The organism is Arenibacter sp. F20364, from assembly GCF_023015905.1.
Lineage (GTDB): Bacteria > Bacteroidota > Bacteroidia > Flavobacteriales > Flavobacteriaceae > Arenibacter.
The window spans coordinates 1-23,361 of record NZ_JALKBD010000003.1 but is presented as its reverse complement, the minus strand read 5'-3'; the positions used below and the strand labels follow the sequence as shown (position 1 = coordinate 23,361).

General features: G+C 39.3%; 21 protein-coding genes. 10 read left to right on the top strand and 11 right to left on the bottom strand.

Features of this window, described 5'->3' with window-relative positions; all coding sequences use genetic code 11:
- The first annotated feature begins 92 nt into the window (after positions 1-92).
- The 5 genes from MWU84_RS02895 (at position 93) to MWU84_RS02875 (ending at position 8,017) form a co-directional block, all read left to right on the top strand.
- Positions 93-2,525 carry an ABC transporter permease gene (locus MWU84_RS02895; RefSeq protein WP_246898032.1) on the top strand — a complete coding sequence of 811 codons (2,433 nt, stop codon included), beginning with the start codon at positions 93-95 and terminating at the stop codon, positions 2,523-2,525.
- Positions 2,526-2,660: 135 nt separating this feature from the next.
- Entirely contained in the window at positions 2,661-5,060 is a 2,400-nt protein-coding gene (locus MWU84_RS02890; RefSeq protein WP_246898030.1) for an ABC transporter permease, read from the top strand.
- A 456-nt stretch (positions 5,061-5,516) separates the two neighbouring features.
- Positions 5,517-6,155 (top strand): class I SAM-dependent methyltransferase, encoded by a 639-nt coding sequence (locus tag MWU84_RS02885; protein ID WP_246898028.1) that lies wholly within the window; start codon positions 5,517-5,519, stop codon positions 6,153-6,155.
- On the top strand, positions 6,152-6,565 hold the full coding sequence (locus MWU84_RS02880) for an archease (RefSeq protein WP_246898026.1): 414 nt from the start codon (positions 6,152-6,154) through the stop codon (positions 6,563-6,565). The genes MWU84_RS02885 and MWU84_RS02880 overlap by 4 nt, the downstream gene beginning before the upstream one ends.
- Positions 6,566-6,568: 3 nt before the next feature.
- A complete protein-coding gene (locus MWU84_RS02875; protein WP_281502495.1) occupies positions 6,569-8,017 on the top strand; it encodes an RtcB family protein in 1,449 nt (482 codons plus the stop codon).
- 300 nt (positions 8,018-8,317) lie between these two features.
- On the opposite strand, the gene MWU84_RS24255 is transcribed toward MWU84_RS02875, so the two are convergent.
- The 7 genes from MWU84_RS24255 to ftsH form a co-directional block, all read right to left on the bottom strand.
- Complete coding sequence (locus MWU84_RS24255; RefSeq protein WP_281502494.1) at positions 8,318-8,452, bottom strand: hypothetical protein; 135 nt, start codon at positions 8,450-8,452, stop codon at positions 8,318-8,320.
- On the bottom strand, positions 8,439-9,113 hold the full coding sequence (locus MWU84_RS02870) for an alpha/beta hydrolase (RefSeq protein WP_246898024.1): 675 nt from the start codon (positions 9,111-9,113) through the stop codon (positions 8,439-8,441). Before MWU84_RS02870 ends, MWU84_RS24255 begins: the two co-directional genes overlap by 14 nt.
- Positions 9,110-9,397, bottom strand: a complete 288-nt coding sequence (locus MWU84_RS02865) for a hypothetical protein (RefSeq protein ID WP_246898021.1) — start codon at positions 9,395-9,397, stop codon at positions 9,110-9,112. The genes MWU84_RS02870 and MWU84_RS02865 overlap by 4 nt, the downstream gene beginning before the upstream one ends.
- 99 nt (positions 9,398-9,496) lie before the next feature.
- The gene (locus MWU84_RS02860; protein WP_246898019.1) at positions 9,497-9,721 is read right to left on the bottom strand and encodes a hypothetical protein; all 225 of its coding nucleotides are present in this window, start codon (positions 9,719-9,721) and stop codon (positions 9,497-9,499) included.
- Positions 9,722-9,891: 170 nt separating this feature from the next.
- Positions 9,892-10,563 carry a BON domain-containing protein gene (locus MWU84_RS02855; RefSeq protein WP_246898016.1) on the bottom strand — a complete coding sequence of 224 codons (672 nt, stop codon included), beginning with the start codon at positions 10,561-10,563 and terminating at the stop codon, positions 9,892-9,894.
- 517 nt (positions 10,564-11,080) lie between these two features.
- Positions 11,081-11,773 carry a BON domain-containing protein gene (locus MWU84_RS02850; RefSeq protein WP_246898013.1) on the bottom strand — a complete coding sequence of 231 codons (693 nt, stop codon included), beginning with the start codon at positions 11,771-11,773 and terminating at the stop codon, positions 11,081-11,083.
- Between the two features lie 428 nt (positions 11,774-12,201).
- Positions 12,202-14,163: an ATP-dependent zinc metalloprotease FtsH gene (gene ftsH, locus MWU84_RS02845; RefSeq protein ID WP_246898011.1), complete on the bottom strand. Its 1,962-nt coding sequence runs from the start codon at positions 14,161-14,163 to the stop codon at positions 12,202-12,204.
- Positions 14,164-14,458: 295 nt separating this feature from the next.
- Between ftsH and MWU84_RS02840 the strand changes: the two genes are divergently transcribed.
- Positions 14,459-14,839, top strand: a complete 381-nt coding sequence (locus MWU84_RS02840) for a hypothetical protein (protein ID WP_246898009.1) — start codon at positions 14,459-14,461, stop codon at positions 14,837-14,839.
- Between the two features lie 730 nt (positions 14,840-15,569).
- On the opposite strand, the gene trxA is transcribed toward MWU84_RS02840, so the two are convergent.
- The 4 genes from trxA to MWU84_RS02820 form a co-directional block, all read right to left on the bottom strand.
- On the bottom strand, positions 15,570-15,884 hold the full coding sequence (gene trxA, locus MWU84_RS02835) for a thioredoxin (protein WP_246898007.1): 315 nt from the start codon (positions 15,882-15,884) through the stop codon (positions 15,570-15,572).
- A gap of 414 nt (positions 15,885-16,298) precedes the next feature.
- Positions 16,299-17,111 carry an alpha/beta hydrolase gene (locus MWU84_RS02830; RefSeq protein WP_246898005.1) on the bottom strand — a complete coding sequence of 271 codons (813 nt, stop codon included), beginning with the start codon at positions 17,109-17,111 and terminating at the stop codon, positions 16,299-16,301.
- Positions 17,112-17,384: 273 nt separating this feature from the next.
- Complete coding sequence (locus MWU84_RS02825; protein ID WP_246898003.1) at positions 17,385-18,797, bottom strand: FAD-dependent oxidoreductase; 1,413 nt, start codon at positions 18,795-18,797, stop codon at positions 17,385-17,387.
- 222 nt (positions 18,798-19,019) lie between these two features.
- Positions 19,020-19,217, bottom strand: a complete 198-nt coding sequence (locus MWU84_RS02820) for a hypothetical protein (RefSeq protein ID WP_246898001.1) — start codon at positions 19,215-19,217, stop codon at positions 19,020-19,022.
- Positions 19,218-19,964: 747 nt separating this feature from the next.
- On the opposite strand from MWU84_RS02820, the gene MWU84_RS02815 reads away from it, so the two are divergent.
- From MWU84_RS02815 to MWU84_RS02800, 4 genes are all read left to right on the top strand, one after another.
- Positions 19,965-20,528 (top strand): carboxymuconolactone decarboxylase family protein, encoded by a 564-nt coding sequence (locus MWU84_RS02815; protein ID WP_246897999.1) that lies wholly within the window; start codon positions 19,965-19,967, stop codon positions 20,526-20,528.
- 428 nt (positions 20,529-20,956) lie between these two features.
- Complete coding sequence (gene gap / locus MWU84_RS02810; protein ID WP_246897996.1) at positions 20,957-21,949, top strand: type I glyceraldehyde-3-phosphate dehydrogenase; 993 nt, start codon at positions 20,957-20,959, stop codon at positions 21,947-21,949.
- Positions 21,950-22,024: 75 nt separating this feature from the next.
- The gene (locus MWU84_RS02805; protein WP_246897994.1) at positions 22,025-22,333 is read left to right on the top strand and encodes an EthD family reductase; all 309 of its coding nucleotides are present in this window, start codon (positions 22,025-22,027) and stop codon (positions 22,331-22,333) included.
- A gap of 576 nt (positions 22,334-22,909) precedes the next feature.
- On the top strand, positions 22,910-23,361 hold a 452-nt coding region (locus MWU84_RS02800; protein WP_246897992.1), incomplete at its 3' end, for a carboxymuconolactone decarboxylase family protein.

Genomic DNA, 23,361 nt, shown 5'->3' with positions numbered 1-23,361 from the left:
TAGGATTTGAAATGAAACCTACAAGGTTTTGGAAACCTTGCGGATTAATAAGAGGTATAGAGTTTATTCATCAAAATCAAAAATCGGGCATCATGTTTAATAATCACATCAAAATCGCTTGGAGGAGCCTAAAAAGACAGCCTTTTTTCGCCTTCCTTAATACTTTTGGCCTAGCCATAGGTATGGCCGGAGGGCTGCTCATCTCCTTGTACATTTACGATGAGATGAATTTTGACACCATGTTCAAAGATGCCGACCGTATTTATAGGATAAATGCGGATATAAAGTTCGGGGGCAAAACGATGAGGTCCGCTGAAGTTGGTGCCCCTATGGCCGCTGCCATCAAAAGTGATTTTCCCCAAATAGAGTCTGTAACAAGAATAAGGAATCGAGGGAGTCTGTTGTTAAGAAAACAAGGTACTGAAGCCAATACCAAAGAATCCAATGTTGCTTTTGCGGATTCCACGTTCTTTAAAATGTTTGGCATTGACCTGCTCGTAGGTGATGTAAATTCTGCCTTGACCGAACCTAATACCTTGGTGCTAACGAAAACGGCGGCCGAAAAGCACTTTGGTGTAAATAATGCCTTGGGTCAACAGCTGTTGCTGAATAACACCGACACCTATACCGTAACTGGAGTTGTCGCCGATTTCCCTAAAAACTCTATGTTTAGGGACCATGATGTTTTAATGGCCATGGCCGGGTTCGATGACGCACAGCAAATGCTATGGACTAGCCATAACTACTTCACTTTTATAAAATTGTTGCCGGGGGCGGATATTGCTGATTTTCAAGCTCCCTTACAATCAATGTTGGAAACATATATCTTCCCATATGTGCAGAATTTCTATCCGGGTATCACAGCGGAATCTTTTGAGGCATCCGGAAATTATTTGAAGTATAGTACCATTGCTTTGACCGATATCCATTTGTATTCCAACCGGGAGATAGAGCTAAGTGCCAACAGCAGTATTCAAAATGTCTATATTCTTTCCTTTATTGGTTTGTTCTTAATCCTCTTGGCCAGTGTCAATTTTATGAATTTGTCAACGGCCCATTCCCTAAAAAGGGCTAAGGAGGTAGGCATCCGAAAAACGTTGGGTTCCAACAAGACGGAACTGGTACGGCAATTTTTGATCGAAGCAGGGTTGATTTCCTTTATTTCATTGATATTGGCCATTGGTATTGCCATGGTTGCCCTTCCTTTTTTCAATGACCTTTCTGGAAAGGCCATTTCGATACCGTTCGTTAATCCTATTTTCTGGATAATCCTGATAGTCGCCGTAACTTTTCTAGGTCTTTTTTCCGGAAGTTACCCTGCATTTTTTATGTCGAAGTTTGTGGCCGCCAAAGTTCTCAAAGGCGGGGGGGAGAATAGCATTGGCGGGGGAAAGATCCGAAATTCCTTGGTCGTATTCCAATTTGCCATTTCCGTTTTATTGATAATTAGCACCCTAGTGGTCTTTCAGCAGTTGAAATACATTCAAAGCAAGGACCTTGGTTTTGCCAAAGATCAGGTCTTGCTTATAGAGGATGTCCATGCCGCGGGTAACCAGGTACAATCCTTTAAGGAGGAAGTAATGCAATTGGGCGAAGTGGCAACTGCAACCTTGACCGGCTATTTGCCCACACCTTCTTTCCGCAGTGACAATTCCTTTTTCAAGGAAGGTTCAACAGAACAGGAAAATGCCCTGCAAATGCAGAATTGGGTGGTAGACCATGACTATTTAAAGACCATGGACATGCAGCTTATTGCAGGAAGGAATTTTGATAAACGCTTCCCAACTGATTCCACCGCTACTATAATTAATGAGTCTGCGGTTGCCAAATTGGGGCTAACGCCTGAAGAAGTCTTGGGGACACGGGTTTCTGGTGATCTTGGTGTAGAAAGCCCAGTATTCTATACCGTGATTGGGGTGGTTAAAAATTTTCATTACGCATCTCTCCGGGAAGATATAGCCTCCTTGGGCTTATTTCTCGGAAATTCTACAGGTTCTTTGGCCATTAGGTTAAAAGCTGGCGATTTTTCAAATTTGATAGCCCGTATTGAAATTATCTGGAACAAAGTGGCGCCTGGCCAATTATTCAGCTATCGTTTTATGGAAGATTCTTTCAATACAACTTACCAAGCAGAGCAAAAATTGGGACGCATTTTTGTGGTATTTACCATACTATCAATTTTGATTGCCTGTCTTGGGCTATTTGGCCTAGCGGCCTTTAATGCCGAAAAACGGACCAAGGAGATTGGAATCAGAAAAGTACTAGGTGCAAGCGTGGGTCAAATAACGTATCGTTTGACCACTGATTTCCTAAAGCTAGTGGGTATAGCAGTGCTTATTTCTTTGCCCTTGGGCTGGTATATCATGAATAAATGGCTCCAAGATTTTACGTATCGCATTGAAATAGGTTGGTGGATTTTAGCCTTAGCAGCACTAATGGCCCTAGCAATAGCAGTACTTACTGTAAGTTATCAGAGTATAAAAGCAGCCATAGTGAATCCAGTGAAAAGTTTACGAACAGAGTGAAAGATTATACAGTGGACAGTGAACAGTTGGCAGTATGCAGTAATCAATTTGAATTAATAATGAATAGTGAGCGGTTAAAAGTCAACAACTAAGGATAAAAAACTATATCATCAATCAAATCAATAATCGAACAACATGTTTAAGAATTATCTAAAAATCGCCTGGAGAAACCTAACTAATAACAAGGGGTATTCCATCATTAATATTGGCGGACTGGCATTGGGTATGGCCGTAACCCTTATAATTGGACTTTGGATACAGGACGAGCTGTCCCACAACAATTATTTTTCCAAGAAGGAGAAGATAGCCCAGGTATTTCAGTCACAAACTTTTAACGGGAATACGGGTACGGGTCCAGCCATACCCAGACCCTTGGAAAAGGCATTGAGGGATGGTTATAATGACAACTTCGAACATCTTGTAATGTCTTCCTGGAATATCTCAAGATATCTAAAATACAAAGACAAAAGCCTTTCCAAAACAGGTAACTTCATGCAGCGGGAGGCTCCGGAAATGTTGGATTTAAAGATACTGAAGGGGGAGAAGGACGGCCTGCGCGAGCTAAATTCCGTTATGCTTTCAGCATCCGTCGCCAAGGCACTTTTTGGCAATGAAGAACCAATAGGCAAAACGTTAAAAGTGAACAATCAGTATGATGTAATGGTCAGCGCGGTATATGAGGATATTCCTTTTAACAATTCTTTTCACGATACCGAGTTCTTAATGTCCTGGGACAAAATGATTGCCTCACAGGAGTGGATGAAAAATGCCGAGGATCAATGGGGAAACAACTCGTTTCAAATGTTCGTCCAGATTGCGGACAATACCACTATGGATAGGGTTACCGAGGCAATATTAAATGTAAAGAAAAACCTGAACGAAGATACGGCAGAATTCAATCCGCAAATATTTCTCTTCCCTATGAAAGATTGGTACTTGCGTGGCAATTTTGAAAACGGAAAGCAGTCTGGCGGAAGGATAAAATATGTATGGCTTTTTGGAATAATTGGGGCCTTTGTACTGCTTTTGGCCTGTATTAACTTTATGAACCTTAGTACTGCGCGATCTGAAAAAAGAGCCAAAGAGGTAGGAATCAGAAAATCAATCGGGTCGCGAAGGAATCAGTTGATAAATCAATTTTTAAGTGAATCTTTTATAGTGGTCCTGTTTGCTTTTGTAGTGGCCATAGTATTTGTAATGCTGTGCTTAAACGGATTTAACGATCTCTCCAAAAAGGAAATCTCCTTTCCATGGACCAATAGTGTCTTTTGGCTGAGCTCGCTGGTATTTATTTTATTTACAGCCTTGGTGGCTGGTAGCTATCCTGCTCTGTATTTATCCTCTTTCAAACCTGTGGATGTTTTAAAGGGATCATTTAAAGCTGGCAAATATGCTGGTTTGCCCAGAAAAATATTGGTAATTCTACAATTTACGGTTTCGGTAGCCTTCATTATAGGTACTGTAATTGTTATGCAGCAGATCAACTATGCCAAAAACCGTCCAGTTGGATATGATAAAGAAGGATTGGTACAGATACCCACCTTCAGCCAGGATTTCCAAGGTAAATATGATTTAATGCGAACCGAGTTTTTAAACTCGAACGCCGTTATCGAAATGTCGGCCTCAAGTAGCCCAACCACACAAATTTGGTCTAACCGAAGTGGTTTTGATTGGGATGGCAAGCCGGAAGGATTCCAGGAAGATTTAGCTTGGACTGAGGTAACTCCGGAATATGCCAAATCCTTGGGTATGAAAATTGTTGATGGGCGCGATTTTTCAAGGGAATTCGCTACAGATTCAAACGCCGTTTTGTTAAATCAGACTGCCGTAAAATATATGGGAATCAAGAATCCCGTTGGAAAATTTTTAAAGGATGATGACGAAGAGGACCCTAATCCACCATTGAAGATAATTGGGGTGGTCGAAGATATGATAACCCAATCCCCTTACGAAGCCGTTAAACAGGGGGTGTATGTATTCGACAAGCATGGTAATTCCAGCTTCTATAATTTAAGATTGAACCCAAACCAAAGTGCTAGTCAGAATTTAACTATCATAGAAAGCGTATTTAAAGAGCATTTTCCAGACCTTCCGTTTGAGTATGATTTTGTGGATACGGAATACGGAGAAAAATTTGCTTCTGAAGAAAGAATTGGAACACTATCCGGAATATTCACGGCTTTGGCCATTTTTATAAGTTGTCTTGGTTTGTTCGGTCTAACCTCATTTGTGGCCGAACAGCGTACTAAGGAAATAGGGGTTCGTAAGGTGTTGGGCGCTACTGTTTTTGGTGTTTGGAGGATGCTCTCGAAAGATTTCCTAAAATTGGTCATTATTTCATGTTTTATTGCAGTGCCTATAGCCTATTATGTTATGAACGGTTGGTTGCAAGATTATCCATATCATGTACTATTGGAGTGGTGGGTTTTTGCAATGGCCGTCATCGGGGCAATGTTCGTAACAGTGATCACAGTTAGTTTTCAGGCCATTAAAGCTGCAAATTCCAATCCTGTGAAAAGTTTACGAACGGAGTGACAAGCCCTTGAGGCATCAGAAGGAAACTACTAATAACATTTCGACGCCCGCCTGAATGGAACGGGCAGGCCCGCCTGAATGGATTCGGGCAGGCCCGCCTGAACGGAACGGACAAACAAGCGTCGGAGTACCTGCCTAAGGTAGGCAGGTTAAAATCTCGATTATCGAGTAAAAAAATAAGTCCGATTATACATTAGGACATGCACTTTTCCTTTAAGGACTATCTAAATTATCAAACCCGTCAAACACTAAGACCTGCTACGGCATAATGGATCATTAAGCGGCTTATATTCTAATCGGCAATGAAGCCATACCAAAGTTTATACACTTGTATGGTTCCTTAACCTTTAATGGTTTACCTTGTTTTGATATTGATTTCCCCAAACCCAGATGCAAGTGACCTAGATCATTGTGCACGCTATTCTTTTTATCCAACTTTAGTAAAAAAGTAATCTTATGGGAACAATAGAAGCATTTGATACCTACGTATCGGAATATGAGCAATGGTATAAAGACTATCCGGAAGTATATGAATCCGAAATTTTGGCATTGAAGGAACAATTTCAAAAATTACCCCAAAATCTTCATGGTATAGAAATAGGTATTGGTACTGGAAGGTTTGCGGAACCCTTGGGCATTAAGGAAGGTATTGAGCCTTCCAAGGAAATGGCTAAATTGGCTATAAAAAGAGGAATCGAGATTATGGATGGTACCGCCGAGCGATTACCTTATGGGGATATGACTTTCGATTTTGTCCTGTTCGTTACTATATGTTTTTTAAAAGATCCGAAAAGAGCCTTTCGCGAGGCACACAGGGTTCTAAAACCCAATGGTGCAGTAATTATCGGCTTTTTGGATAAAGAGCGATCGGTAGCCAAGGAATACGAACTGAAAAGGAACCGAAGCCATTTTTATAAGGATGCCCATTTTTATTCGGTTGATCATATCTCAAAACTGTTAAACCAGACTGGATTTAACAATATAGAATACAATCAGACCCTTTTCGGTGATTTGGATACCATAAACAAGGTTCAAATACCCAAACCAGGTTTTGGCGAAGGTTCATTTGTTGTGGTCAAGGCAACCAAAAAGTGAAGTTCCAATATTTTCCCCATACTGCCGACATTCGTATGAAAGTGGAAGGCAGTAGTTTTAAGGAAATTATGGTGGCCGGGGTATTGGGTATGGCCAACATATTAAAAGAGGATATATGTGATACGGAGGACTCTTTTGAAATAAAATCCAATATTGTACTAAAAGCCACAGATCAGACCTGTCTTTTGATCGATTTCTTATCCGAAGTGCTGTCTTACTCCTATTTGGAAAAGTCGATTTATTGCAAAGTGATCTTTATAAAACTTACGGCCACGAATATCATTGCGGATATTTATGGAAAAAAAACAATAGGTTTTGACGAAGAAATAAAAGCCGTTACCTATCACGAGGCCGAAGTAGTTAAAACCAGACGAAATACATGGGAAACTTTCATAATTTTTGATATATAAAACATGAAAATAAACAAACATGATATTATTAAGAAGGAGGATTTTCTATGGGAGATACCTCAAACCTTTAGGCCTCAAATGCGCGTGCCTGCTAGGGTTATTGCATCAGAGACCTTATTAGATGCCATTATGGTGGATAGATCACTGGTACAATTGGTCAATGTGGCTTCCTTGCCCGGTATAATAGGTGCCTCACTTGTAATGCCCGATGTACACGAGGGTTACGGCTTTCCCATTGGTGGCGTGGCAGCTACATTATATCCCGATGGGGCCATTTCACCAGGAGGCATCGGATATGATATAAATTGTGGCGTTCGTCTACTTACTTCGCAACAAAATGCAGAGGAAATAAATTCTAAATTGGAAGAATTATCCAAAGAAATGTATGCACAAATCCCTTCTGGGATGGGTAAAGGCGGACAAATAAACCTTAATCCCAAAGAAATGGACGAAGTGTTGACCAAGGGCGCGGAATGGGCTGTGGATAATGGTTATGCGGATAAGAAGGAATTGAATTATATGGAAAGTAATGGCAGGTTGGATAATGCGGATCCTGCTATGGTTTCGCAAATGGCTAAAAAAAGGGGCACGGATCAGTTGGGGACCATTGGATCCGGGAACCATTTTGTAGAGGTAGATTATGTAGAGGAGATTTACGACCCCATAGCTGCCGAGGCTTATGGACTTTCAAAAGGGCAGGTTGTGGTACTAATACACACCGGTTCCAGAGGACTAGGGCACCAAGTGGCCACAGATTATATTCGTGGGATAATGGCCGCAATGCCCAATTACGGTATTAAGGTGCCCGACAGGGAACTGGCCTGTGTGCCGTTTAATTCCCAAGAAGGGGAGAATTATTTTAAAGCCATGTGTGCAGCGGCCAATTTTGCATGGTGCAACAGGGAGATTATCTCATGGGAGGTGAGAAAGGCATGGAAAAATGTTTTCGGTGCCGATGTAGCCCCGCTAAAACTAATGTACGACGTGGCCCACAATATTGCCAAAATTGAAACACATAAGGTCGATGGTGAAAAATTGAAGGTTTTGGTTCACCGAAAAGGAGCTACCCGTGCCTTTGGACCAGGGTTTGAAGACCTCCCCAAGGAGTATTTATCCATTGGACAACCCGTCATAATCCCTGGCAGTATGGGTACCTGCTCCTATATCTTGGCCGGTACCAATAGAAGCGAAGAAATTTCCTTTGGATCCTGTTGTCATGGAGCCGGAAGAAAATTGTCTAGAACTGCTGCAAAAAAACAAGTGAATGCCCCGGTACTCAAAGAAAAACTGAGGGAAATGGGCATATATGTACAGGCTGGTTCCTTTAAGGGTATAGCCGAAGAGGCTCCCATTGCCTATAAGGATGTTAATGAAGTGGTGGAGACCATTCAGGATTCCGGGATTGCCAAAAAGGTGGCTAAACTGAGACCAATGGCAGTAGTCAAGGGATAGACCTTTTTTGCTCTCGGACTTCTTCCAATAATCCAATGGCCATTTCATCGGAAACTTGTTCAAATTCTTCGTAAAACTCGCCCTTCTCCCTTGACCCTATAGGCGAGCGATCCTTGGAATACTGCCCATAACTTTTATTGAGTTTTTCACGAATACGATTTTTTATTGCTCCAAATATTCTTTAGAAACCCCCACCACCTTAATTAGAACAGCCCCATCCAAACTTACTGCACCCATTATATATCCCTTGTGGTTCGGATGTCCAATTTTGTTGGACAGGGCCACTTCCCATGGCGCATTCTAAGATTTTGCCATTATGGTGCCCAAGGATAATCCGCCACGGGGTATGGCAAAAATCAACACCCGGTCCCTGTCATAATTGTCCAATAATTTTTCAGCCAATTGTAAACCCGCCTCGGTTCTATTCTTGAACATTTTTTTCTTTTTTGACCACCAACCATTTATTGAACCAATTCGCGGATGAGCGCGCAACGTCCTCCAATTTACCCTTTTCCCCAAAAAGATGGGAGGCTTGGGGAATAATCTCCAATTTCTTTTTACAGTTTAATTTTTCATAGGCCTTCTGGTTAAGTTCCAACACTTCCTGATCCCATCCACCTACAATTAGTAGAGTAGGGGCCTTTAACCGCATCAGTGCTGAATAGGCCAAGTCCGGTCTTCCTCCCCTGGAAACTACCGCCATAATATCACTCCCAAAATGAGCCGCGGCCCTTATTGCAGCGGCCGCACCAGTACTTGCCCCAAAATAGCCCAACGCCATATCTTTAGTAAGTTGTTGCCGCTTAACCCATTTGGTAACTGCGACCAACCTTTGTGTTAACAAATCTATATTAAAGCGTGTTTGGTACACTAGGTCTTCCTTTAAGGTAAGGAGATCGAACAATAGGGTACCCAGACCTTCCTCCTTAAGCGTATTTACCACGTACATATTCCTGGGACTAAAACGGCTACTGCCACTTCCGTGGGAAAACAATACCAAGGCCGTTGCATTGGGCGGCACCGATAAATCTCCCTTTAAAACCACATTTTTAAGTGGTATGTCAATCGATCTATCATTTTTTTTTACATACATCATATTATTGTTTTATGTTCCTTTTTCCTTTTTAAAAATACCAATAGAAATGCGCCATAATCAAAGACAATTATCCACAAGGGGACCAAAGTTCCCAAAAATGGAATTAGGGTCGCCAAGCGAATTAGAACCACTGTTCCCAACGCAATAAAAACGATCTGCCAGAATTTCCATTCCTTTTTTTTATCCCAGTAATGTGTTATCAATTGCGATGCCACCAAATGTCCTAACAGAATACCGAACACATAGACCAATAACAGGAACCAGCCTATGGGGATACCAATCATCAGCTAAAAGGCAATAACAAGGATAATTGTCATCCCAAAAAGATATATCAATCCATAGCCTGTAACTAACCATAAATTCTGGTCCAATTTCTTTGAAACCTATAGGGACAACTTACCGAAAGCCCGATTCATCAGCAACAGTATCAATAAGCTCGAGAGGCTATGAATGATAAAAAATACATTGGTCATCTTGCTCTTGGCGGCGGGAATATCATCTACTAAATATTCCTTTACAGTAATCTCTCGTCCAGCCATTATAAGGTCTTGGCGAATGGTTTCCTGTACCAAAATCTTGTCGCCTGCCGGCACCTCATCACCACCCACCGCGGCATTAACTATTATACTCTAACCTACAAGCTATATAGCGTCCTTTTCTGCTAACTGAACGTCTATTCTTTCATTGCTAATGAATTGTCCATTGTAGAGATTATAGTACTTAAAATACCCTAAATCAACCTACGACCAAAGAAAAATTTCTCAGCTGCATGATTCGATCAAAATGCATGGGTAGGATTGTATTGCACCTTTATCTGGTTTTTTACCTTGCTTACTCCAGGGGCATGAAACGCGGCGTTGGTGGCATCCTCTTTTTGTTTTATAGAACTTACGGTACCCGTAAGGGTAACCTCCGATCCATGCACAATTACGGTTACATTTTCCGCATCTATATCTGCTGATCGTTCAAAGGCTTTAAGAATTTTTTCAGTGACCTTACCAGGTTCCACTATTGGAACAATTTCAATATTGTTGAAGACTCCCTTAACTCCCAATAAGTTTTCTATAGTTCGCTTTGCGGCATCTTTCTGATACCCCCAAGTAACCTCCCCGGATAGAAAAACAAAGCCATTATCTACTTTTACCAATATTTTTTCTTGGGGTACTGTGGCATTCCACTCCAAGGCATTCACGGCTGCTTTGGCGATTTCCTTATCAGTTTTTTTGTATTCATTGCCATACTTGACTTCAATATCACTTGCTACTGCTTTTACACCCGCCACCTCTTTCGCTGCTTTTTCAGCTGCCATTTTTTTTGGATATTCATCAACAAAACCAGTTAAGGTTACTATACCATCTTCAACAATGACCCCTATTTCGGTCTCATCTATATCAGGATGCCAAGCTAGTTCGTCCAATACATCCTCTTTAATTTCTGTGTCTGTTTTCATTGTCGCTTATTTTAATTCGTAAATAATTAGGCTTTCTTACTTAAAAGTAGGTTGTCAATTAACTTTCCAAAATGACATACATCAGTATTAAACTTTTTTAACATCGCTCCTTTTATGTTCCCTTCTATAATCGTCAAAATAGGATCGAAGACTTACTAACAGGAATTGTGTGCTGGATTATATGGAGTCAAGGTTAGTCCGGCCTTCTTTTTAAATACCCTACATGGCAATGTGAAAACAACTTGATATATGGCTAAATTGAAAATAGGCCGGAAACTTATCGGGAAGCCATTCTTTATAAGTATTTCCAGCACTAAGTGGGATCTAATTTTAACCTAATTGACCATACCCTAAACGGAACCGAGGGTTTGAAATGCAAAGAAACTTCAGGTTCGTTAAATACACGGATGAACCATAAAAGTTTCGACGAATAAAAACCCTGATCTAACCAAAGAATCAGGGTTTTTCAATTCCAATATGGTATGGGCAGTAAAACCAAGGAATTGCAATTTAAAATTTAGGCATATTCAGTGTAATACTGAACCTTAAGGTCGTTTTTCACCTCATATACCCCTGGTGCCTTATAAGCTGCGGCTTCTGCATCTTCCTTTTCCTTAATGGAATGCACCTTGCCCTGGAGCGTAACCGTATGGCCTTCTGTTAAAACGGTAATTTTTTTGGCATCAATTTCCGCAGATCGCTCGAACGCTTTTTTAATTTTTTCGCTTACTTCAAAAGGCTTGATCTCCTCTATTTTGGTAGGCTTTTCATCCTGCTTAACTACAATACTGTTAATCACCCTGACTATCCCGATCAAATTCTGTATTGCCTTTTTAGCAGCATTTTTCTCGTGCTCCCACTTAACTTCCCCGGATAAATAAACCCATCCGTTCTCTACCTTCACCTTAATGTCATTTTCAGGTACCGAATCGTTCCATTCAAAGGCATTTACAATGGCCTTGGCAATCTCTTTATCCGTTTTTTTGTAGTCATCACCAAACTTCACCTCTATATCGCTTGCCAGGGCCTTTACCCCAAACACGCCCTTTACCGCTTTTTCAGCAGCCAATTTTTTTGAGTGACTGTCAACAACTCCATTTAGTGTTACCACTCCATTTTCAACGATAACACCAATCTCGGTCTCATCTATATCAGGTTGCCACGCCAATTCATCCAAGACATTGTCCTTAATTTCTGCATCTGTTTTCATGATATTTTCTTTTTTAGTTAACCAATTAATTATGATTTGCCAAAGATATCTATGGGAATTGCTTTCTAAAATGATGTGGATCAGCGTCCTATAATTTTAACAAAAATAAATGGCATTAACCCCAAGAATAAATCCTGGTCTCTTTTAAGGAACCCAACCAAGGACAGAGTATTAAACCAGAAAACTAAAAGGGTGCATCAGGGTAATGATTTCCATAGAAATTTTCAACTCCTGAAAAGTATTGTTCTGAGAAACCAAATATGTCATTAACAGAAAAATTCAAGAAAAGACTACTTTTTTAAAATAGATGTTGGAAAAAATATCCGGCCAATATTGAATGTTTAATTTAACAGTTCAAAATAATAGTGATTTGGAACAACAAGTGCCCCTGTTTTAGTTCGTTGGAAACAAGTTTATGGGCGGAGTGCCTAATTGTCTTTCAACAATTTTTCCATGTCCCGTTTGCCAAGAATACTTTCAAGGTCTTTCTTGTCCACAACCTCCTGTTTCAATAGAAGCTGGGCCAATTTTTCCAATTCCGATTTATGGTTGTTCAGCAGCTCTATTGTTCTCTCGTAGGCTGTCATTATCAGATCCTGTACTTCCACATCTATTTTTTGGGCCATATTCTCACTGTATGGTTTGCCAAACATACGCTCGTTCTGCCCAGTGGAATCATAGAAGCTGATAGGACCTATTTCTTCATCCAATCCGTAATAGGCGACCATAGTATAGGCCTGTTTGGTTACTTTTTCCAAATCGTCAAGCGCACCAGAGGAGACTTCGTCAAAAATTATTTGTTCCGCGGCCCGCCCTCCAAGAGAGGCACATATCTGATCCAAAAATTGGGCTTTGGTCACAATTTGCCGTTCTTGGGGCAAATACCAGGCTGCTCCCAAAGATTTCCCCCTTGGAATAATGGAAACCTTTACCAAGGCGTCTACATTTTTTAGATACCAGCTTACTACGGCGTGGCCAGCTTCATGATAGGCAACAATCTCCTTTTCCTTGGGCGAGATGATCTTGCTCTTCCGCTCAATACCTCCAATGATACGATCACGGGCTTCCATAAAATCGGATTGTTCCACTTCCTTCTTTTTTTTACGGGCAGCAATCAATGCGGCCTCATTACAGATATTGGCAATGTCGGCACCTGAAAATCCTGGACTTAATTTCGCTAGGAGCTCAACATCAACACTTTTGGAAAGTTTTAGAGGTCGCAGATGTACTCCAAAAATCTCTATACGTTCCTCCTTGGTAGGCAGTTCCAGATAAATATGGCGATCAAACCTTCCCGGCCTAAGGAGAGCCTTGTCCAGCACATCGGGACGGTTGGTTGCCGCAAGTACTATTACCCCTGTATTAGGGCCAAAACCATCCAGTTCAGTGAGCAATTGGTTTAGTGTACTTTCCCGTTCATCATTGGCTTGAAAGGCATTTATTTTCCCCCTGGAACGTCCAACGGCATCAATTTCATCAATAAAAATTATACTAGGAGCCCTTTCCTTGGCCTTCTTGAACAGATCTCGGACACGCGAGGCACCGACCCCTACAAACATTTCCACGAATTCCGACCCCGACATCGAGAAGAAAGGTACTCCGGCTTCACCTGCCACAGCCTTGGCCATTAACGTCTTTCCTGTTCCCGGAGGCCCCACCAGCATAACACCCTTTGGGATTTTAGCTCCCAATTGGGTATAGGTCTCTGGGTTCTTTAAAAAATCTACCACTTCCATAATTTCGGTCTTGGCCTCTTTAAGACCTGCGATATCCGAAAATGTAGCCGAACTTGTGCTACCTTTTTCCATAAGTCGTGCATTGGATTTTCCAAAATTAAATAGGGAACTCCCAACACCTCCGCTACGGCCTCCACCTCCCATTCGTCTCAAAATATACAACCAGAACAAAATTACCAGTCCAAACGGCAGTAGCCATGAAAGTATGCTTCCCCAGCCGGTACGTGTCTCATACTGCACTTCAACTTTATCTGCGGACGGAAAATCTTCTTGGGCCTTTTCTAATTTATGTTCAAAAATATCTACCGTACCTATATTCATATAATAATTTGGAGATTCAACACTTCCGAAAAGATTGGAAATCGGATCTTGTTGTTGTCCGTCCAATTGTTTTTTCTTGATATATATTTCAGCGATTTCCTTGTTAACAACAAGGATTTTAGAAACCTGTTTCTCGACCAATAGGGTATCTTGAAAAAACGACCATGTTATAACCTGGGTATTGGTCACTGGATTGGAAAAAAAGGTAATTACCAAGAACAGGCCCAATAACACAAGATAAAACAGGACGTATCCAGATCCACCTAAAGGTGATTTTGGACTATTATCTCCCGACGAATCGGGGTCTGGATTTTTTTTCCTTGGTTTCTCCATTGCCAGTATTACTTATAAACTGTTTCATTTGCCTAAAACCCAACATATTCGTCTTAGGTAACAATCAATACCCAAATCCAAAGATATCTCTTGTGAATAGGTCTTGAAATGATTTTGGTCATAGTGAACCTATCCTATTTAAATTTACGATTGCTTTATGATGCCTTCCCAATGTATAAGGGCCTTAGCTATTTAAGGTTATTCAATTTTATTTTTAGAATTAATATCAGCATGATGTAGATCATTTCTTGACTAGTAAATATGACTTTATTTTGTTTTCAAAGTTCTTATAGACATGAAAACAAAAATACTGTTTAGAGCAAGGGTATTAATTCCCTTATTATCAATATTCATGGCCGTCACCAGCTGTGGCCCAATGGTCTTCACCGCGGGAACAAACCCACCGCCCCCGCCTTGGTTCTATCCAAACCGGTTAGAGGTAGTTCGCTACGTCTATTTTCCAAACTATAGTTTTTACTATGACCTTTCGGCCCGCACTTATATCTATTTGGAAGGGAATGTTTGGGTACGGCGCAAGGTTTTACCACCTAGATATAGCCATTTGGACCTAAGACGTACCAAGTACGAGAGGATCAAGGGGTATCAAAAAGAAGATATCCGAAGTTACCATGAGGAACATAATGCCAATAGGGGCAGGAGCAATCGTAGCGGATAAGGAATCAAGTGGGAATCAAAAGAAAAGTTTAAAAATTGGAGGAAGCAAACTAGCTTCCAACAATTGAATTTGGAAATACGGGATCTATTTGCCAGTTGAATGTAATTCCTGCTTAAAATAGTCCAATCAATGGATAAAATTAACAAGCAGTTCTTCCGCCACTTTGAGGTAAACCCCGCTGGCGCGAGCGTCACGCTCGTACCTCACCAGGATTCACTCGTTGCCACTCGTGCACCCCAAAAAGGTAATCCCGGGCAAGCATAGAAACCATAACCCGCTCCGCGTGTTAGGTTTTTTGTTTCCTTCCGCCTCTTCGAAGAAAACTTCGGAGGCTGCAGGAAACAAAAAACCCATAACTTTCGTTATGGGTTTCCTTTTGCGGAGAAAGAGGAACTGAAACCCTTGATTTATTATGTTGATTATTAGTGTTTTATGAATTGAAAAAACGCGATTACTCACCGAATTACGCACCGTACAAATTAGATGTTTTATGCATGCTTTATTAGAACGCAAAATGTGTTTCAAACTCTTAGGCTAACCAGTGGAGACAATGACCAATAGGCAGTAAAATTGGACACTACAATTTCATTCTGTTTTTTTTGCAAGATAATTTATATAAAATCTATATAGGCCAATTTACCTGTAAAGGTAAAGCAGAGTGCTAATAATTAATTTTTTATATAAAAATATTGGGTATTGACCAGTGCAATCACAATTTTTTAGGTTCATATTAACTTAATTTATCCAAGTAATCGGATAATGTTTTTTTTGATTGTAAGCCTTGCATTTTATTTATCACTTGCTTATCCTTTAAAAAGTATAGGGTCGGAATGCTTTTTACTTTAAAATGTGCCGCTATTTCTTGATTTTGGTCAACATTTATTTTGGCAATTTCCACTTTTTCGGAATACTCATTAGCGAGGTTTTCAATGGTGGGTAAAAGCGCTTGACAAGGGCCACACCAATCTGCGTAAAAGTCTAATAAAATTGGCTTATTGCTTTCGATTAATGTGTTAAACTCCTTAATGTTCTGAATAGTTCTCATATTAAAATTATTATTGTTTTATTATACAAAGGTCTATAAAGGTGGTTAAAATAGGTTAGGCAATAATTCATCGACTGTTGGCAATTTTCCCCTAACGTTTACAACTATTGTTCTATAATTTTTGAACAACTATTTGTATTAGGCATTCAACTGGTTTACTTTCCGTTTTCATTCCATATTTATAATGGACGTCTGCTAGATTATAAAATGTTTAGACCGTATATTTTTTTGTCATATTAAGTTTTTATCTTCTAGCATTTCAACTATCCCAAGGAAAATAATAAGCACTGTTGATATGATCTATCGTGTGGATCACAAGTTTAAATTTGAACAAATTTGTAACCGTGTATTTTGTATTTATAATAGCTTTATTGATCGTGTAGATGCTGGAACTCAAAATATTCGGTCCAAGGTTTAATTATGAATCAATTTATATTTTGGTTGGCTGGTGTTATCCGAGGTTGTCAAATTAATATATCTGTCTGCCCAAGAGGCTATTACTTGCCCCGCATATAAACTGTCCTTCTTATTAGTTAAAAGGTGATTGGCATTGTCTAATGAAACAAAGCTCTTGGGGTGTATGGCATTATGATATATTTCATGGGCATTCTCAATACCTACTATTTCATCAAATGGGGAATGTAGTATCAAAATTGGCTTTCGCAATGATTTTATAGTATCAGATAATTTGTGTCTTTTAAACCCTTCCACAAAATCCCAACTAATGGTAAATTTCCTACCACTTATGACAACCTCAGAACTATCGCCCATTTTCAGGTCTTTTACCTGGCTGGAAAAGTGCTTTAGGGTATGTTGCACATCGGCAGGTGCACCAATAGTTGCAACGGCATTTATATTTTTTAATTTGGCTGCAGCTACAATTGCAGCACTGCCTCCAAGTGAATGCCCAACGATGAGTTCAGGGGCTTGAAAATGGTCACTTAAAAAAGCATTGACATCCAATAAATCTTCTACATTGGCTTCAAAATGACTGTTGGCAAATTCTCCTTCACTTTTGCCCAGGCCAGTAAAATCAAACCTGGCTACTGCGATACCTCTATCGCTTAGAGCTGTACTAATGTTCCTAACCGCGTTAAGTTGGCTTGTACAGGTAAAACAATGAGCAAATATGGCAAATTTTTGGGGTCGCCGATTGTTTGGAAAGTCAATTTTTGTTGCCAGAAATTGATTTTTTCTGTTTCTAATTTCTATGCTTATTGTCTTCATATGCTTAAATTAAGCGGTTTTTAAATAAATCAACTGTAGTCTGTAATTGTTTGGAAAACAGTAAATAGTTTTTTTTCAGTGCACCATTAAATGTAAACCATGGCTTATCCTTTATAAAATTGTCAGTTGTGGCGAACTTGGCTTTGTCCATTTTAGTAGGCTTTGTAGTGACCAAACAATATTCTTTTATGGGCAAAATACCACTCCTCATAAAGTACAAAACGCATGGCTTAAAAAGTCGTCCTTTTTGAAAAGTAAAGTGAGTTAAGGTTATTATTTCATTAAAAATTCACGAACTCCGTAACTAGCCAATACACCTTCTCCAGTAGCAGCCGCAACTTGGGCAATGGCTCCTTCCCGGTTATCTCCGGCAGCAAAAATACCGGGTACTGAAGTATTTCCCAGCCCACTCGACTTGATATAGCCTTTGTCATTTAAATCTACCAAGCCCTTAAAAGATTGATTGTTGGGAATAAGTCCTATGAATATAAATACTCCATCGGCCTTAAGAACATTTTGCCCTCCAGTTAATGTGTCTATTACTTTTAGTCCATTGAACCTTCCTTTCTTATTGAGTAAAAATTCAACGGATTCTATGTTGTGGTGTTGTTCAATGTTATCAATATCACTTAGCTTTTCTATGGCAGTTTGCGAAGCCGAGAATTGTTCTTTTCTATTTATAATTTTTACTTTTTTAGCGAAACCTGAAAGAAATATACTTTCTTCAACAGCTGAATTACCTCCGCCAATAACGATTACCTCTTTATCCCGATAAAAAGCTCCATCGCAAGTAGCACAAAAATGAACTCCGCTGCCAATGAGTTCTTCCTCTCCCGGGATATCTAGCCGCTTGTAGGTTGAACCCGTTGATAAAACAATTGACTTACCAAAAAAAATGTCTGTTTTAGTAATAACTTTGAAGTGTTCATTTTCCTTGATTATATCGCTTACTTCTTGACCGGTTTTAATTGTTGCTCCATAGGTTTTGGCTTGTTCTTCCATCTTATCGACGAGAGCGGGACCCGATATAGAGGTAAACCCGGGATAATTTTCAATTTTTTCGGTTAAAAATGCATTACCCCCTATAGTCTTCTTTTCTAGGATTAAAGTATCAAACTTGTCGCGTTGAGCATAGATTGAAGTGGTTAAACCAGCAGCACCACCTCCTATGATTATTACATCGAATACTTTATTTTCTTTGATTGCATTTATTTTTAGCGTCTCCTTTAGTTGAGCATTATCAGGATTGGTGAATGGTGTATTATCAATCAGTAGGGTAGGTATTATTCTCTTTCCATTATTAATTTTTTCTACTTTTTTGGTAGCCCAATCATGGTCATCCACATCTATATACTGATAATTTATACTATTGTCCCGCAAGAATCGTTTGGCTCTTAAACAATCTGGGCACCAATCCGCTCCAAATAATTGTACGCGCCCCTCATCATTTACTCCTAACTCTGAAGCAAGAATAGCATTATCAGGATTGGTAAATGACTTATCGTTTATAATAAGCGTAGGAATAATTCTTTTGCCATTATTTATTTCTTCCACTTTTTGGCTTGCAGATTCATCCAAATCTACATCAATAGATGTGTAATCAATATGATTTTCTTTTAAGAAAGTTTTTGCTCTTCTACAATCTGGACACCAATCTGCGCCGTAAAGGGTTATTTCATTATTCATAATAGTATTGTTTTTTATTGTTTTTATTTATTCCCGTATTGTGGTTAATTTGTTTGTAATAGTGTTATTTTCTTTTGATTTTTTCAGTGTTATAGTTGTACTCTATTAAAATGCCCAAAGCTGTAATGGTACATGTTACAGCTGTGAAAATTATCCACTCACCACTTTCATTCATTTCATAAATGCCCTTCCCAATACCAGACAATACAAGTAAAGTTGAAACTAAGTAAAACAAGGTGGATACTCTAGTTGGGGGTTAGGTTGCATTATTTTTAAATAGGCAATATGTTGCAGAAAATTATTTTTATTTTCCTTAAGCAGAATTTTTATTTCAGCACTAATGCGCATCATTTGGAAGGCAGTTGACGAAACAAACATCCCAATACCCGGGATAATCGCTATTGAGATATTCCAGTTCATACTAAGACATTTTTTCTTCTGTTATTAACGGCCCTATTGTAAGAGTATTGATTGTGGTCATATTTACTTGCGTATTTTTGTTGATATATTACGCTGCAAATTTGGAGAATTGAACAAAGAAGGTGTTAGTGAGAATTTCCTGAGTACTTAGCAATTTTTCCCATAGTCTTGAATTACCTACTTTTAGTTGTTTGATTTTAACCGGCAAGGAGAATCTTCAGTCGGATTTTCTATAAATCTGCTAAAGATCAGCTATTTATAAAGCTTATCCTGTGACCTATTTCCAAAACATCTACGCCCTTTGGGACAATGTTCTTTTAGCATGCAGTGTAATATTTTTTGATTGAACTAAGGAGGCATCTAGCTACTAGTGGAGGTTGTTGGGTCCAAAAATGTAATATTCTTCCCTTATGCCATATTGCGGTCCGAACACACCTATGCGCAACGCAATAGAGTGGCAGATTTAATAACTATATCCGTTCATTCTTGCAGTTTCGGGGATGTTTTTTTAATACACAGAGTGATTTGTTTGTAAGGATTCTAAAAAATGGCGTCTTATATAGAGAATAAGAAATTAAGAAATTGGCCAATTTTTTAGTGAAAATTATTTTTGAATTTTGAACGTCCTTTGAATTTTGTTATAGACATCTTCTAAAATATAGGATACTACATTTTAGAAACAAGGATATTTTTTTTTACTTAAACTAAGCGTTTGCTTAGATATAATTAACTTTGATAATATACATAATGACTAAATTAAAAGTTCACAACATTGAATCAGCTCCGGAAGGTAGCAGGCAATTATTGGAAAATTCACAAAAGGCATACGGTATGATACCTGGTCTACATGGTGTTCTAGCTGCAGCTCCTAAAATTTTAGATGCCTATCAAACCTTACATCAATTATTTATGGACTCATCGTTCAACGAAGAGGAATTAACAGTTGTTTGGCAAACTATAAATGTAGAACACTCCTGTCACTACTGTGTGCCTGCACATACTGGTATTGCAAAAATGATGAAAGTAGATGAGGCTATTACCGAGGCATTACGTAACGAAACTCCACTTGCTGATGAAAAATTAGAAGCGTTAAGAACTTTGACATTGACCATTGTTCGTAATCGTGGTCATGTTACTCAAGAAGATTTGGATAAATTTTATGCGGCCGGCTATGGTGAGGCACAGGTGTTGGAAATCATTTTGGGATTATCTCAAAAAGTAATCAGCAACTATACTAACCATATCGCAAACACACCAGTTGATGGAGCGTTTAAAAAGTTTGCATGGTCCAAAGAAAAAGTGGTTTCATAATAGACACAAAAATTACTGCTTCTTAGTTGTAAACCTTCCGATTTTCAGGAAGGTTTACTGATTAAAGATTACTTAAGGCAAAGAAATGAAATCGCAAAAGTTCCATATAAAAGTACTTTAACAATATCAGTACATAGGAGAGTTGGTTTTGTGTACCAAACGGAATGGGACAAGTTTATTTGAGCTCAAGTAATAAGAATTCTAAAATAAAAATTGGAACAAAAAAATACTGTTACACAGCAATCAAAAATTATTGTGTATTCCTTATAAGCGGATGATTCGCGTATACTTCCACTTGAGTAGTGGAAATAAATAAAAAGACTTTCCAAGGTTTTGCAGTAGATAGCCTAATGGCTGTTTAGAATAAATATTGACGAAAAGCATAAAACTATGCGACGTTTTAAAATTTAACGATTAAAAAAAACAAAATGAAAAAAATAGCAATAAACGGAATGGGGCGTATTGGTCGCGCTTCTTTAAAAGTAATTCTTGATACCCCGGAATTAGAACTTATAGCGGTCAATGATATCGTCCCTATAGAGAATATAGCCTATTTACTGAAGTATGATTCAGTTTACGGTATATATGAAAAGGAAGTTTCACATGATGAATCCAATCTTATAATAGACGGTAAAAAAATAAAATACAACTCACTTCGTAACCCGGAAGAGTTGCCATGGGCAAAGGAAAAGATTGATGTAGTTATTGAAAGTACCGGTTTTTTCACAAAAAGTGATGATGCAAAAAAGCATATTAAGGCAGGAGCTAAATCTGTTATAATTTCTGCCCCTACGAAAAGTGAGGATTTACCAACTGTTGTACATGGCGTTAATTCCGGGGATGGTGCCACAAATATATTTTCCTGTGCCAGCTGTACAACCAATAACATTAGTCCCATAGTAGAGGTTTTAGGTCGTAGAATTGGTATCAAGAAAGCCATAATGACTACAGTGCATGCCTATACGGCCTCTCAGGGTATAGTCGACGCCCCATCGGCAAAAAACCTTAGAATGGGCCGTGCAGGCGCAGAGAACATTGTTCCCACTACTACAGGTGCTGCGATTGCCACTACTAAGGCACTACCGGAGTATACAGATAAGTTTGATGGTGTTGCTCTACGAGTTCCTATACCGGTTGGATCAATGTCCGATTTAACTTTTGTTATGGAGCGCAAGGTAACAGTCGAGGAAGTTAATGCTATTTTTAAGGAGGAAGCAGATACCAAGAGATATAAGAATATTTTGTCCACTACAGATGAGCCATTGGTGTCTTCAGATATTATTAAAAATTCCCATGCATCAACTGTAGACCTGGGCATGACTAGAGTGGTAGATGGAGATTTACTTAAGGTGATGACGTGGTATGATAACGAATGGGGTTTTACAAATCAAATGATTCGCCAAATTTTATCCGAAATTTAAAATAATACGTGAGGTAGATATTTGTTAAAAACAAGAATATCAAATCTAATCCGTCACTTTAAATAATCTATAAAGATGATCAAGTTAACAGTAATGTACCCTAATAGTTCAGATTTAAAATTCGACAAAGACTATTATGTAAATAAGCACGGTCAATTATTAAAAGATTTATTAGGTGAAGCGATTGTTTCATCCGATGTGAATTTCGGTCTCGCTGGGATTAGTCCAGAGGAAGCCTCACCGTATGTAGTAATTGCCAATTTGGTTTTTGAATCAATGGAGTCTTTTCAACAATCATTCGGCGCCAATGCTGAAACGATATTGGGCGACCTTCCAAACTTTACTAGTGTAAAACCAGAAGTTCAGATTAGTGAAGTAGTATAAATTGCCCCCACCTTATAGTATAATTGAAAATAGATTATGCGTCTGACCAAGCTTGTCCATGGTGTACCGATAGAAACAAACCCCATGAATACGGTAACTTCTTTTTTAAATTTTAAGCTGCCGAGCTCCTTTATGAGTTTTGTTCGGTAAGGACTTTTTCGATTCACCTATAAGGGATCTTTTCGAAGCTTAATTTAAGGTTGTAGTGGTTAGCCATGCCACAGGATCGGCCAAATTACCAGGTTTGTACGGAAAGCAAGCGACTAGACCAATTATAAAATGGTGCCGAGCAAGGTCTATACGACCAATGAACTTGTAAGGGATCTCAATAGCTATTACAAGATGGGGAAATTGGTTAGTGTTGTTGGGGGTCAGATGCCTAGGTGTTCGGCCCCCTATTCTTTTATTGTCCATCCCTTTTGTACAAGCACACATATATTTGGCGATTGGAAGCCTTTTTTTTGGGGGCGTAGGGAAAAATATCCATCAACTGGCGTGCATCATCCATTTTATAACCCGTCCCATCATGGCAACTTTGTAATGTCGATAGCGACGTATAACCTCAAATTAAAAATTATGACACGTTTAAAAGCACTTGATCCCCAAGATGCAACTGGAAGATCCAAAGAATTATTTGATGGCATACAGGCCAAATTGGGAATGGTTCCCAATATGATGAGAACTATGGGCAATTCTTCCGCTGTACTGGAAGGATATTTAAATCTTGGCGATGCATTGGGCAAAGGAACTTTGGGCGGAAAATTGGGCGAGCTGATCGCTTTGGCCGTGGCTGAGGACAATGCCTGTAACTACTGTTTATCTGCCCACTCCTTTATTGGTGAGAAATTGGCCAATATAGATACCGATTCTTTGCAGCTGGCTAGGGAAGGTAAAAATAACGATCCTAAAGTAGAGGCTGCACTGATCTTTGCCAAGTCCTTGGTACAAAAAGGTGGAAGGGTAAGTAATTCGGATGTTGAAGCTATTAAGTTGGCCGGGTATACTGATGGTGCCATCGGAGAAATTGT

What these genes read in the sequence shown, in the direction of transcription:
- MWU84_RS02855 (WP_246898016.1), bottom strand. Translation starts at nt 10,563, where the DNA reads ATGAAAACAGACACAGAAATTAAAGAGGATGTATTGGACGAACTAGCT.
- MWU84_RS02830 (WP_246898005.1), bottom strand. Translation starts at nt 17,111, where the DNA reads ATGAAGACAATAAGCATAGAAATTAGAAACAGAAAAAATCAATTTCTG.
- MWU84_RS02865 (WP_246898021.1), bottom strand. Translation starts at nt 9,397, where the DNA reads ATGATTGGTATCCCCATAGGCTGGTTCCTGTTATTGGTCTATGTGTTC.
- trxA (WP_246898007.1), bottom strand. Translation starts at nt 15,884, where the DNA reads ATGAGAACTATTCAGAACATTAAGGAGTTTAACACATTAATCGAAAGC.
- MWU84_RS02870 (WP_246898024.1), bottom strand. Translation starts at nt 9,113, where the DNA reads ATGATGTATGTAAAAAAAAATGATAGATCGATTGACATACCACTTAAA.
- MWU84_RS02875 (WP_281502495.1), top strand. Translation starts at nt 6,569, where the DNA reads ATGAAAATAAACAAACATGATATTATTAAGAAGGAGGATTTTCTATGG.
- MWU84_RS02815 (WP_246897999.1), top strand. Translation starts at nt 19,965, where the DNA reads ATGACTAAATTAAAAGTTCACAACATTGAATCAGCTCCGGAAGGTAGC.
- MWU84_RS02885 (WP_246898028.1), top strand. Translation starts at nt 5,517, where the DNA reads ATGGGAACAATAGAAGCATTTGATACCTACGTATCGGAATATGAGCAA.
- MWU84_RS02840 (WP_246898009.1), top strand. Translation starts at nt 14,459, where the DNA reads ATGAAAACAAAAATACTGTTTAGAGCAAGGGTATTAATTCCCTTATTA.
- ftsH (WP_246898011.1), bottom strand. Translation starts at nt 14,163, where the DNA reads ATGGAGAAACCAAGGAAAAAAAATCCAGACCCCGATTCGTCGGGAGAT.
- MWU84_RS02850 (WP_246898013.1), bottom strand. Translation starts at nt 11,773, where the DNA reads ATGAAAACAGATGCAGAAATTAAGGACAATGTCTTGGATGAATTGGCG.
- MWU84_RS24255 (WP_281502494.1), bottom strand. Translation starts at nt 8,452, where the DNA reads ATGTTCAAGAATAGAACCGAGGCGGGTTTACAATTGGCTGAAAAATTA.
- MWU84_RS02805 (WP_246897994.1), top strand. Translation starts at nt 22,025, where the DNA reads ATGATCAAGTTAACAGTAATGTACCCTAATAGTTCAGATTTAAAATTC.
- MWU84_RS02820 (WP_246898001.1), bottom strand. Translation starts at nt 19,217, where the DNA reads ATGAACTGGAATATCTCAATAGCGATTATCCCGGGTATTGGGATGTTT.
- gap (WP_246897996.1), top strand. Translation starts at nt 20,957, where the DNA reads ATGAAAAAAATAGCAATAAACGGAATGGGGCGTATTGGTCGCGCTTCT.
- MWU84_RS02825 (WP_246898003.1), bottom strand. Translation starts at nt 18,797, where the DNA reads ATGAATAATGAAATAACCCTTTACGGCGCAGATTGGTGTCCAGATTGT.
- MWU84_RS02895 (WP_246898032.1), top strand. Translation starts at nt 93, where the DNA reads ATGTTTAATAATCACATCAAAATCGCTTGGAGGAGCCTAAAAAGACAG.
- MWU84_RS02890 (WP_246898030.1), top strand. Translation starts at nt 2,661, where the DNA reads ATGTTTAAGAATTATCTAAAAATCGCCTGGAGAAACCTAACTAATAAC.